The organism is Palleronia sp. LCG004 (genome assembly GCF_032931615.1).
Taxonomy (GTDB): Bacteria; Pseudomonadota; Alphaproteobacteria; order Rhodobacterales; family Rhodobacteraceae; genus Palleronia.
In genome coordinates this window covers 369,479-381,511 of sequence record NZ_CP136759.1, presented here as the reverse complement: position 1 = coordinate 381,511, position 12,033 = coordinate 369,479, and the positions used below count along the sequence as shown (strand labels likewise).

The following is a 12,033-nucleotide window of genomic DNA, read 5'->3' as shown; positions in this document are numbered from 1 at the left end:
GCATCTTTTTGGTTAACAGGATGTGACCGTGTATCTGGGGACCCTCTCGCCAGCGATCTTCGGCCGAGGCCGGCAGATCGGCGCGCATACCCAAGCTTCATCAAGTGGAATAGGCGGAAAACGGCTTGGATTCAGGGCTTCAGGGGCACGTCGTCGAACAGGTACCCGTCGAAGCGCGGATCCTCGACATCCGACAGCGTCATCAACCTATCCCGCACGTTGCCAAGATGACGCCACATCGCCGATCGTGCCGCGCGCTCGTTCCGGGCCCTCAGCGCATCAAGGATGGCCTGGTGATCGTCGAGCCAATCCGCACGGTAATCCGTTTCGAAGATCCGCCGGTGCAGTCCCGCCCAGATCGAGCTCTGCTCCCTCTTGCGCCAGAGGTCCTCGACCATATCGACCAGCACGGAGTTCTGAGTGGCCTCGGCAACCTGACGATGAAAAGCTCGGTCGCCCGCGTAATCCCCGTCGCCATTCGCCAGTGACAGGCGCTCGCCCTCGAGCGTCGCACGCATGCGGTCGATATCGGCCTTGGTGACCATGCGTGCCGCAAAGCCCGCGATCTCAGCTTCGAGGATCTGGCGCGCCTGCAGGAGTTCGAACGGCCCGATATCGTCGGGCTCTGGCAGGCTCGCAGTCGCACCCGGATCGCCGAGATAGATCCCCGATCCGCGTCGCACCTCGACAAGGCCCTCGATCTCGAGCAGGACGATCGCCTCGCGAATGATCGAACGGGAAACGTCGAGCCGTACCGACAGCGCCCGTTCGGGCATCAATCGCCCCCCGGGCTCGATCCCCTCACGCGCGACGAGATCGCGGATCTGTGCCGCGACCTCTCCATAGCGCCGCGCGCTCATCCGCCGGCCTTTCGCTCCGCGTAATAGGTAGCGAGGATGTCGAATGCGGGCTTTTTGGTCGTCTTGTCGGCCGCGATCAGTCCCTTTCGATTCCACCCTCGCTGAAACCTGTTCTGCCGCCGCTCGACCCGGAAATCGTAGAGGATCCAGGGAGAAATGCCCTTCACGTAGTCGAGGCCGCGCAGGGTCGCGATCTGCTTGCGGTAGACCTCTGCCTGGTAGTCGAGGGAGAAAAGGCCGCGTGCGGGCCCCATCTCGTGATCGCCGTCCGCCCCGGTCTCGGAAATCACCACGGGGCGGTCGGGCGCGGAATTGCGGCCGATCACGCCAAGTTCGTCGAAATCCTCGTCGTACCAGCCGTAATACTCGTTGATGCCGATCACGTCGATATGGGCGGCGAGCCGGTCCTCGATCCTGAGCTTGCGGTGATTGACGAGACAGGCGGCCGCGACGAGGCGCGTGGGATCCTCGCTTCGGGCGGTTTCGGCCAGATCGCGCATGAACTCGAGCCGGGCGTCGGTGTCGGGATTCTCGTTGCCGATCGACCAGATCACGACGCTCGCACGGTTGCGGTCGCGACGGATGAGTTCGACGAGCTGGTTGCGGGCATCCTTGAGCGTCGCGGGATTGGCGAAATCGATCGCCCAATAGACCGGGATCTCCTCCCAGAGCAGGAAGCCAAGTTCGTCGGCGAGCCGCGCGGCCATCTCGTGATGGGGATAATGCGCAAGCCTCAGAAAATTGCAGCCGAGCTCGGCCGCATGGGCGAATCTGCGCCTCAGATCCGCCTCGGATGTCAGCTTGCCTGTCTCGGCGTCGTCCTCGTGGACCGAGATACCGCGCAGGAAGAGGGCATCGCCGTTGAGAACGATCTCGGTCCCCCGTCGTTCGATCGTGCGAAAGCCCACCCGATCGGTCACCACGTCACCGCCCGCTTCGGCGCGAACATCATAGAGGCGCGGAGTTTCGGGGGACCAGAGCTCCGGCACCGCATCAAAGCTGCCCTCGCCCTGCCCTTCGGCCAGAGCGATCTCCGAAGAGATGCCGAGTTCGGGGATCTCGACGCGGACCCGGTCGGACGGCCCGTCGGCATGCACCGAAATGCGGATCCGGCCGTCCTCGAGCCGCACGAAAAGATCACGGATCACCGTCGCGGGCGTGTCGTAGAGCGTCACCTCGCGCGTGATCCCGCCATAATTGAACCAGTCGGTGTTGCGCATGGGCACGCGGTCGCGCGTGCGCGCATTGTTCACGCAGAGCAGCACGAAGTTCCGGCCGGGCGAAACCGCTCCCGTCAGTTCGACGCAGAACGGCGTCGAGCCGCCGTAATGGTTGCCGAGGAACCGGCCGTTGACGAAGACCTTGCAATCGTATTGCGCGGCCCCGATCCGCAGGAAGCGCCGACCGTCATGCGGGTCGAGATCGATCCAGCGTCCGTACCAGGCAGATCCTTCGAAGAAGTACCACTTCTCCTCGAGCATCTGCCAACAGGACGGCACCGGAACGGTCTCGCCCTCGTAGGGATCGTAATCCCAGGGCTCGATCCGATCCTCCGGGTCGGAGGGTTCCAGCGCGAACCATTTCTGCCTCAGCCCCGTATCGAGGAGGTCGACACAGAAGGTCCAGTCGCCGTCGAGCGATCGCCCCCGCCGCCCGCCAGCGAAGATCAGGGTCTCCGCGTTCAGGCCTTGCGTGTTGTAGGGGCGATCGTAATCCTCGTCGTGAAGCGCCTGGAGGGCGTTCTCGGCGAGATCGGATCGCTCGAGCATCGCGTCAGGAGCCGGACTGGCTGCCCGAGGCGCGGATCCGCTCGATCAGGTCGGCGAGATTGTCGGACCGCGAAGCCGTCTCCTCGATCATCGGCTGGACCGCCTCGACGAAGGGGGCCTTGTCGACCTCGTGGATCTCGACGCCCATCTCGCTCTGCGCTTCCTCGAGCGCGGCGTTGGCGGCTTCCTGCCAGCGCTGCGTATGGGCCTCCTGCATTTCGGAGGCGGCCTGCATCATCGCGTCCTGCTGCTCGGGCGTCATGCCGTCCCAAGCGCAGTTCGAGATGACGACGACCGAGGGGATGATCGTGTGCTCGTCGAGGGAGAAGTCGGAAACGACCTCGCCGTGACGCGCGGTCGTGAGCGCGGTGGGGTTGTTCTCGGCCGCGTCCACGACGCCCTGCTGCAGCGCGCTGTAGAGCTCGCCCCAGGAAATCGGCGTCGGGCTGCCGCCCAGAAGCTCGACCATGCGGATCGCCGAAGGCGAGGGCTGAACGCGCACCTGCACCCCTTCGAGATCGGCGGGCGACAGGATCGGCTTCTGCCCGTAGAACGAGCGAGCGCCTTCGGTCAGGAAAGCCACGCCGCGAAAGCCGTTATCGCTCGAGGAGGCGAGGATGTCCTGCCCGATCTCGCCCGCGACCACTTCGTTGAAGTGCTCTTCGCTGTCGAAGATGTAGGGCAGGTTGATCGCGGAATAGCTCTCTTCGAAGGCTTCGAGTTCGGAGGCGTTGGAACGCGCCATTTCGAGCGCGCAGTTCTGCACGAGCTCCATCGACTCGCGCTGCGTGCCGAGCTGGCCATTGGGGAAGATCTGGATCTCGACTTCGCCGTCGGTGAGCTCGGAGACGCGATCGGCCATCTCCTGCATCGACAGATGCGTGGGGTGGTCGGGCGGGTTGTTGTGGCTCAGGCGCATGGTGGCGGCGTCGGCGATCGAGGCGGCGGCGACGAGCGCGGTCGCGCCGAAAAGGGCTGTCTTGGTGACGGTCATGTCGTCCTCCCGGGAAAATTCGGATGGGTGTGTTCGAATGCGCACTGGTTGACCAATTCCGAACGGTTTGGCAAGGGACAGCACGGATTTGTCCGCGCAGCCGCTGCCACGACCTCCCGCGTCCGCGGATTGGTCGACCGCAGGTTTCGGTGCCGCGCATCAGGAAAGGGTTTCGCGATGAGTTTCCGCAAGACGGCGTTACAGGTCCGGTCGTGAAGGGTGCCGTCGACCTGATCCTTCGCTGGGCGGTGATCGCGATCTTCGCGATTCTCGTCGCCTGCGTCACGTGGCAGGTCCTGAGCCGCTACGTCTTCCAGACGCCATCCATCCTCACCGACGAAATCGCGCGGTTCCTCTTCATGTGGCTCGCGCTGATCGGCGGGGCATACACGTTCGGCGCGCGTCGCCACCTCGCCATCGACCTGCTGCCGATCGCGCTCAAGGGACGCGCCCGGCTGGCCCTCGAATGGGTGATCCTCTCGATCGTCGCGGGCTTCGCTGCGATCGTCATGGTCTGGGGCGGCTGGTCGCTCGTCAGCCGCACGCTCAGCTCCGGACAGGTCACACCCGCCCTGCGCCTGCCGATGGGCTGGATCTACGCGGCGATCCCCTTCGCGGGCATCGTCATCCTTTATTACTGCGCGCTCTTCGCACGGGATCTCGGCCAGGGCCGCCTTCCCGAAGCCGAGGGCGACGTCTCAATGCCGCTCGAATGAGGATATCACGATGAACTCCGCTGTCTGGGTCCTCTTCGGCAGTTTCGCCGTCCTCATGGCACTGGGCGTGCCCATCGCCTTCGCGATCGGGACATCGGCCACGCTGACATTCCTCCTCTTCATGGGGGTCGAGCAATCGGTCTTCATCGTCGCGCAGCAGATGGCGTCGGGTCTCGACAGCTTCACCCTGCTCGCGATCCCGTTCTTCATCCTGGCGGGCAACATCATGAACCGCGGCGGCATCGCCATGCGTCTCATCAACCTCGCCAAGGTGCTTGCAGGCCGCCTGCCCGGCGCACTGGCGCATTGCAACGTCATCGCCAACATGATGTTCGGTGCGATCTCGGGCTCTGCGGTCGCCTCGGCTGCGGCGGTGGGTGGCGTCATGGCACCGCTCCAGGACCGCGAGGGGTATGACCGGGGCTTCTCGGCGGCAGTCAACATCGCCTCCTGTCCGACGGGTCTGCTGATCCCGCCCTCGGCCACGCTCATCGTCTATTCCCTGATCACCGGCGGCACCTCGATCGCGGCGCTCTTCGTCGCGGGATACGTCCCGGGAATCCTCATGGGGCTTGGGTTGATGACGGTCGCGGGCATCATCGCCAAGCGTCGCGGCTATCCCGTGGCGGACCGCCCCTCGACCGGAGAGGTTCTTCGCGCCGTACGCGATGCGATCCTGCCGCTCGGCCTCATCGTCGTCATCATGGGCGGCATCATCGCCGGCATCTTCACCGCGACCGAGGCCGCCGCGGCCGCCGTCATCTATGCGCTGCTCCTCGCGCTCGTCTGGTATCGCGAGATCACGGTCCGCGACCTGCCCGCCATCTTCGTCGAATCTGCCGTAACGACGGCGGTTGTCCTTCTGATGATCGGGGCCTCCATCGCGATGAGCCGGGCGATGGCCTTCGGACTGATCCCCAACGCGATCTCGGACGTGCTGCTGGGCATCTCCGACAATCCGCTGGCGATCCTGCTGGCCATCAACATCACGCTGCTTCTCGTCGGGACCTTCATGGACATGACGCCGGCACTGCTGATCTTCACGCCGATCTTCCTGCCCGTGACGCAGGATCTCGGCATGGATCCGGTCCATTTCGGCATCGTGATGACCTTCAATCTCTGCATCGGCATCTGCACGCCGCCCGTGGGATCGGCCCTCTTCGTCGGCTGCTCCGTCGGCGGAACCTCGATCGCCAAGGTGATCCGTCCGCTGATCCCGATGTATCTCGTCCTCCTGACCCTTCTCTTCGTGGTGACCTACGTGCCTGAAATCAGCCTCTTCCTGCCCCGCGTGCTTCTTGGATACGGCGCATGAAGACGCTCAAGGACTGGACCCTCGCGGATCGCCGCACCGACGGCGTCGACCTGACCGTTTCCGGACGGCACCTCATGCGCATCCGCGTGCTCGAGGACGACCTGATCCGCGTCTCACTGCTCAAGGACGGTGCATGGCGGCTCGGGCGCACATGGACCGTGGCCCCGGGCGGCGATGCGCCGCTCGAAGGGCGCGACCGCGACAGCCTGTCGGGGTTCAACTGCCCCGAGCCGCGGATCACGGACGACGACACCCTCGTGATCGAGACCGCGACCCTGCGGCTCACCATCTCGCACCCGCTGCACTTGTCCTGGGCTGCGCGGATCGACGACGAATGGCGGACCTTCGTCGAGGAACGGCGCACCGGCGGCACGATGTTCGGGGTGCGCGATCATCGTCACGCCCATTTCCTGTTGCGCCACCCCGACGAGCCCGTTCATGGCCTGGGCGAGAAGACCGGCGATCTCGACCGTCGCGGCCGCCGGTTCGAGATGCGCAATCTCGACGCGATGGGATACGATTCCGAGACGACCGATCCGCTCTACAAGCACGTCCCCTTCACCATAACGCAGACGGCGGGTGCCGGTGCGTGGTCGATCTTCTACGACAACCTCGCACCCTGCTGGTTCGACCTCGGCAACGAGCTCGACAATTATCACCCGGCCTTCCGCGCCTACCGGGCCGAGGACGGCGATCTCGACTACTATGTCTCCTGGGCACCGCGGATGCTCGATCTGGTGAAGCGGCAGGTGCGGCTGACCGGTGGCACCGCCTTCCCGCCGCGCTGGACGCTCGGCTATTCCGGCTCGACCATGAGCTATACCGACGCCCCGGATGCACAGGCACAGCTCGAAGGGTTCCTCGACCGTCTGGCCGAGCACGACCTGCCCTGCGACAGCTTCCAGATGTCCTCGGGCTACACGTCGATCGGGACGAAGCGGTACGTCTTCAACTGGAACCACGACAAGGTGCCCGATCCCGACGCGATGGCCACGAAGTTCCGCGATGCGGGCGTGCACCTCATCGCGAACATCAAGCCGTGCCTGCTGAAGGACCATCCCCGCTACGACGAGGCGGCGGATGCCGGCCTCTTCGTGCGCGACAGCGAGACCCCGGACGCGCCCGAGATCTCGAGCTTCTGGGACGACGAGGGATCGCATCTCGACTTCACCAATCCCGACGCGTTCGACTGGTGGAAGGACGGCGTGACCGCCCAGCTGCTCGAACACGGGATCGGCTCGACCTGGAACGACAACAACGAATACGAGATCTGGGACCGCGAAGCGCGCTGCGCGGGCTTCGGCGAGCCGATCGACATCGACCTCATGCGGCCCGTCATGCCGATGCTGATGTGTCGCGCCTCCGAAGCCGCGCAACGTGCCCATGCGCCGGGCGAGCGTCCCTATCTCATCTCGCGTTCGGGTGCACCGGGGCTTCAGCGTCACGCCCAGACGTGGTCCGGCGACAACCGCACGGCATGGAAGACGCTGCGTTACAACATCCGCACGGGCCTCGGGATGAGCCTTTCGGGATTCTACAATATCGGCCACGACGTCGGCGGCTTCTCGGGTCCGCGACCGGGCCCCGAGCTGTTCCTGCGCTGGGTCCAGAACGGCATCTTCCATCCGCGCTTCACGATCCATTCCTGGAACGACGACGCCACCGTCAACGAACCATGGATGTATCCCGAGATCCTGCCGCAGATCCGCGCGGCACTCGGGTTGCGCTATCGGCTGCTGCCCTATCTCTACACGCAGCTCTGGCGCGCCGTGACCGAGGACGAGCCCATGCTGCGCCCGGTTTTCCTCGACCATCCCGACGATCCCGAGGCATGGAAGGAGCATGACGAATTCCTGCTCGGGCCCGATCTTCTCGTGGCGAACGTGATCGACGAGGGGGCGACCGAGCGTCGGGTGCGCCTGCCCCGGAACGCGCATGGCTGGGCCGATTTCCAGACCGGTGCGACACATGCGCCGGGCGCGATTGTGACACTGCCCGTCGATCTGGACACCATTCCGCTCTTCGTGCGGCGCGGCGCGGTCCTGCCGCTCTCGACCGGAGCGATGCGTGCGGCACCCGAGGCCGAGACGGCGCGCGAGTTCCACCTCTTCCCGCCCGACGAGGGCACCGGCGAAGGGTTCGCATACGACGATGACGGCCGGAGCGAGGGCGGTCCCCACCGCGTGACCCGCATCGCGATGACGGCATCGCGCGACGGGATCGACCTGACGATCGCGCATGAGGGCGACGAGAGCCAGGGCCCCGCCCGCGCCCGCATCGTCCTTCCCGAAGGGGAGATGCGGACGCTCCGCCTCGCCGGACGGATCATCACCCCCGGAGAGGAGATCACGCTTTGACCACGCCCGACATCACCCGACAGGATCCCGCCTATGACCGCGCGGCCCTGAAGCCGCGTATCCTGCATATCGGGTTCGGCGCCTTTTCCCGCGCCCATACGATGTGGATCCTGGACCGGGGCCTCGATGCAGAGGGCGGAGATTGGGGCGTCATCGCCGCACGGCTCAATTCCGGGCAGGACCAGCTCGATGCGCTCGACGCCGAGGACGGCCTGTTCCACGTCGCCGCGGCCGACGGGGAAAGCGCGGTACTCCGACAGCTCGGATGCGTGATCGGAACGCGCCATCCCCTTCGTGACGGAGGCGACGCGCTCCCCGACCTGATCGCCGATGCGGACCTCCGGCTCGTGACGATGACGATCACCGAAAAGGGGTATTGTCAGGACGGCGGTGCGCTCGACCGTTCGCGCGAGGATCTGCGGACCGATCTCGCCGCCCCGCGCGAGCCCAGAACCGCGATCGGCATCCTCGCCGAGGGTCTGCGCCGCCGGATAGAGGCCGGTGCCGGTCCGATCACGCTTCTGTCCTGCGACAACATCCCCAGCAACGGGCGCATGCTGCACCGCGTCCTCACCGATTACGCGCGCGAGATCGACGAGGGACTTGCCGGCTGGATCGACGCCAACTGCACCTTCCCGAGCGCGATGGTCGACCGCATCACGCCCGCGATGGACGACGAGGGCCGCGCCCTGATCCGCGAGGCACTGGGCCATGACGATCCCAATGCGATCGTGACCGAGCCGTTCCTGCAATGGGTGATCGAGGATTCCTTCGCGACAGAACGGCCGCCCTTTGCCGCCGGCGGGGCCGAGCTCGTCTCGGACGTCACGCCCTTCGAGGAGATGAAGCTGCGGCTCCTGAACGGCGCGCACACGTTCCTCGCTCATGCCGGCCGCCTTCTCGGTCACGAGACCGTCGCGGATACGATGTCGGATGCCGATCTTCGCGATTTCGCGCGCGCCCTCATGCTCGACGAGCAGGCGGCGACGCTCGACATGCCCGAGGATGTCGATGTTCCGGCCTATGCGGATGCGCTGATCGCCCGGTTCGAGAACACCCGCCTGCGCCACCGTCTCGACCAGATCGCTCAGGACACCAGCCAGAAGATGCCGCAGCGCCTTCTCGCCGCGCTTGGCGAGAACATTGCCGCCGGTCGGGCACACGATCGCGGAGCGCTTGCCGTGGCAAGCTGGATCGCCGCATTGCGCGACCTGCCCCCGGTGGCCGACCCCCGCGGAGAGGAACTGCGCGAGGCCGCCGCCACCGACGATCCGGCCCGCGCAGTGCTGACGTTGCGCGGCATCGCGACCGATCCCGAACCGTTGATCGGGCCCGTACGCGATGCGCTGGCCCGGATCGACGGCGGGGGTCTCCGTGCGGCGCTGAACGCGAAGGGCTGATGCACATGGCGGGGGGCAGCGGAGCCCCCCGCTGCGATTTCGGCTGAGACTCCCCCCGTCGATGATGTATGGCTGCGGCGCGGCCGCCTGTCGCGCGGCCGGACCCGACACCATTCCAAAGGACGTTTCCGCATGACCGGCGATCCCATCGAACTGCTCATCCTCGGTCTGATCGTCGCCGCGATCGGCTGCGTCGCCGGTGTCCTCGCCGGGCTTCTGGGCGTGGGCGGAGGCATCGTCCTCGTCCCCGGCTTCTACTACGCCTTCGCCTCGCTCGGATACGAGGGCCCCGAACTCATGCAGCTCTGCATCGCGACATCGCTCGCCACGATCGTCGTGACCTCGATCCGGTCCGTCATCGCGCATCACCGCAAGGGCGGGGTCGACTGGGTGATCCTGCGGCACTGGGCACCCGGCATCGTCATCGGGGCGCTTCTCGGGGTTCTCGTGGCCTCGGCACTGCGCTCGGAACTTCTCCAGGTGATCTTCGGCACGCTCGCCCTGCTGGTAGGCGTCTGGATGCTGGTCGGTCGCAAGGATTGGCGGATCGCGGACCAGATGCCCGGTCTCGGGCTCAGGTCGATCCTGTCGCCCATCGTGGGCTTCCTGTCGGTCCTCATGGGGATCGGGGGCGGGTCCTTCGGTGTGCCGATCATGACCCTGCACAACGTGCCGACCCATCGTGCCGTCGGCACGGCAGCCGGTTTCGGCCTGCTGATCGCGGTGCCGTCGGTGATCGCGTTCCTCTTCGTCCAGATCGCGCTGAAGCCGCCCCTCACCATCGGCGCGGTGAACCTGCCAGGATTCCTGATCGTCATCGCGGCAACGCTTCTGACGGCACCGCTGGGCGTCAAACTGGCCTACAAACTCGACGCACAAAGGCTCAAGCGGGTCTTCGGGGTGTTCCTGATGCTCGTCGCGCTCAACATGATCCGCAAGACGCTCGGTTACTGATCGGGAGAACGTTTCCCGCGCGAAACCTGTCCGCTCATGAGCGCCGGTGATCCGGCAGCGTCCGGAAGACGCCCGTGGCCGTGGCGACGAGCGTGCCCTCGTCGTCCCGCAACTCGCCCGCGATGAACTTGACCTTTCGCCCGCCCCCGGTGAGCCGCCCCTCGGCCTCGAGCGATTGGCCCAACCGCGCGGACGAGACGAAGTTCACCGTGAGCGAGATCGTCAGCATCGGATACGTGCCGGTCTCGTCCATGGAAAGCGACCCGGTCGCCCCCATCGCAGTGTCGAGCATCACGGTGACAAGCCCGCCATGGAGCACGCCGTGGCGATTGGTGTGCCGCTCGTCCACGACGAGCCGACAGCGCCCACGCCCGTCACCTTGGCCCACGTCGAGCACGTATCCGAGCGTACGCTGCGTGCCTGTCTCGTCGCGGATGATGCCCGGCGCATCCGCGGTCATGCGGTGACCTCTTCGCCCAGCGCGCCGATGACCATTCCCGCGATCTCGGCCCTCAGCGCAGATCCACTCGCGGCGACGAGCCGCGCATCCGCCCGGCGGCAATCGTAGGACCCGCCGTCGAGCATGCCTGCATCCCCGCCCGCCTCGGCCACGACGAGTTGCCCTGCCGCATGGTCCCATGGCTTCGAGACATGGCTCGTCAGGAAATCGGCATGGCCGAACGCGATCATGCGGTATTCGTGACACGAACAGCGCAGCGACTCGACCCGTCCGATCCGGGGATAGAGCGCGGCGAGCGCCGGTTGATGCACCTTGGGAAAGAGATAGAGCGGCAGGTAGCCTGTTGCCTCGACCGCCCCGCGCGACGCGCGCACCTCGAGGCGGCGGTCGTCGGATCCTTCGCGGCAGAACCATGCGCCGCCGCCTTTCCGGGCGACGATCCAGTCGTCCATGACCGGATCGTAGAGCACGCCCAGCACCGTCTCGGCCCCTTCCGTCACGGCGAGGATCATGCCGAAATTGGCATTGCCGCGCGCGAAATTCGCAGTCCCGTCGATCGGGTCGAGGATCACGCAGGTCCCCTTTCCCTCAAGCCGGTCGAGAATCGACGGATCGTCCGACACGGCCTCTTCGCCCACCAGCGCGGCGTCGGGAAGGATGCGGGCGATACGCTCGGCCATCGCGGCCTCAGCCGCGCGATCGGCGACGGTCACGAGATCCTCCGGGCCGGTCTTGGTGTCGATATCGGCCGCGTCGAGATTACGGAAACATGGCAGGATCTCTGCCTTTGCGACGTCGCGCAGCGCGCCGATCAGCGCGGCCTCTGTCTGGCGGTCGATCATCGCTCAGCTTCCCCGATAGGTCGAATACCCGTAGGGCGAGAGGAGGAGCGGCACGTGATAATGCGCCGCCTCGTCCATCCTGAAGCGGATCGGAATGTCCTCGAGGAACCGTGCCTCCCCCAGATAGGGACCGGCATGGAAGAGGAGCTCGTAGCTGCCGGTGGCGAACTCGGACTCGGGCAGGATCGGCGCGTCCGTGCGTCCGTCGGCATTCGTCACCATTCGGGCGAGCTCGGTCCGCGTCTCGCCTTCCAACCGGAACAGCGTGATCGTCAGCCCCGCCGCCGGACATCCGCGTGCCGTGTCGAGGACATGTGTCGTCAGATAACCCGCCAAGGGTGCCTCCGCCTGCCGTTTCGATTGCGT

11 protein-coding genes are annotated in these 12,033 nt (G+C 66.0%); 5 read left to right on the top strand and 6 right to left on the bottom strand.

What is annotated here, in order from left to right:
- Positions 1-131: 131 nt before the first annotated feature.
- The 3 genes from RVY76_RS01845 to RVY76_RS01835 are packed head-to-tail and all read right to left on the bottom strand — an operon-like array spanning position 132 to position 3,623.
- The gene (locus RVY76_RS01845) at positions 132-860 is read right to left on the bottom strand and encodes an FCD domain-containing protein (protein WP_317375433.1); all 729 of its coding nucleotides are present in this window, start codon (positions 858-860) and stop codon (positions 132-134) included.
- Complete coding sequence (locus tag RVY76_RS01840; protein ID WP_317375431.1) at positions 857-2,629, bottom strand: glycoside hydrolase family 2 protein; 1,773 nt, start codon at positions 2,627-2,629, stop codon at positions 857-859. Before RVY76_RS01840 ends, RVY76_RS01845 begins: the two co-directional genes overlap by 4 nt.
- Positions 2,630-2,633: 4 nt before the next feature.
- Positions 2,634-3,623 (bottom strand): TRAP transporter substrate-binding protein, encoded by a 990-nt coding sequence (locus RVY76_RS01835; RefSeq protein WP_317375430.1) that lies wholly within the window; start codon positions 3,621-3,623, stop codon positions 2,634-2,636.
- 212 nt (positions 3,624-3,835) lie between these two features.
- Here RVY76_RS01835 and RVY76_RS01830 point away from each other — a divergent pair, with 212 nt between their 5' ends.
- The 5 genes from RVY76_RS01830 to RVY76_RS01810 all read left to right on the top strand — a co-directional run bounded on the left by RVY76_RS01830 (position 3,836) and on the right by RVY76_RS01810 (position 10,365).
- Entirely contained in the window at positions 3,836-4,339 is a 504-nt protein-coding gene (locus RVY76_RS01830) for a TRAP transporter small permease (protein WP_317375429.1), read from the top strand.
- Positions 4,340-4,349: 10 nt separating this feature from the next.
- Positions 4,350-5,654, top strand: a complete 1,305-nt coding sequence (locus RVY76_RS01825; protein WP_317375428.1) for a TRAP transporter large permease — start codon at positions 4,350-4,352, stop codon at positions 5,652-5,654.
- Complete coding sequence (locus tag RVY76_RS01820; protein ID WP_317375427.1) at positions 5,651-8,011, top strand: TIM-barrel domain-containing protein; 2,361 nt, start codon at positions 5,651-5,653, stop codon at positions 8,009-8,011. Before RVY76_RS01825 ends, RVY76_RS01820 begins: the two co-directional genes overlap by 4 nt.
- Entirely contained in the window at positions 8,008-9,411 is a 1,404-nt protein-coding gene (locus RVY76_RS01815; protein ID WP_317375425.1) for a mannitol dehydrogenase family protein, read from the top strand. The genes RVY76_RS01820 and RVY76_RS01815 overlap by 4 nt, the downstream gene beginning before the upstream one ends.
- A 132-nt stretch (positions 9,412-9,543) precedes the next feature.
- A complete protein-coding gene (locus tag RVY76_RS01810; RefSeq protein WP_317375423.1) occupies positions 9,544-10,365 on the top strand; it encodes a sulfite exporter TauE/SafE family protein in 822 nt (273 codons plus the stop codon).
- Between the two features lie 34 nt (positions 10,366-10,399).
- Here RVY76_RS01810 and RVY76_RS01805 read toward each other — a convergent pair whose 3' ends face one another.
- The 3 genes from RVY76_RS01805 to uraH are packed head-to-tail and all read right to left on the bottom strand — an operon-like array spanning position 10,400 to position 12,003.
- Complete coding sequence (locus RVY76_RS01805) at positions 10,400-10,825, bottom strand: PaaI family thioesterase (protein ID WP_317375421.1); 426 nt, start codon at positions 10,823-10,825, stop codon at positions 10,400-10,402.
- The gene (locus RVY76_RS01800; RefSeq protein WP_317375420.1) at positions 10,822-11,667 is read right to left on the bottom strand and encodes an inositol monophosphatase family protein; all 846 of its coding nucleotides are present in this window, start codon (positions 11,665-11,667) and stop codon (positions 10,822-10,824) included. The genes RVY76_RS01805 and RVY76_RS01800 overlap by 4 nt, the downstream gene beginning before the upstream one ends.
- Positions 11,668-11,670: 3 nt before the next feature.
- Entirely contained in the window at positions 11,671-12,003 is a 333-nt protein-coding gene (gene uraH, locus RVY76_RS01795) for a hydroxyisourate hydrolase (protein WP_317375419.1), read from the bottom strand.
- Positions 12,004-12,033: the final 30 nt, after the last annotated feature.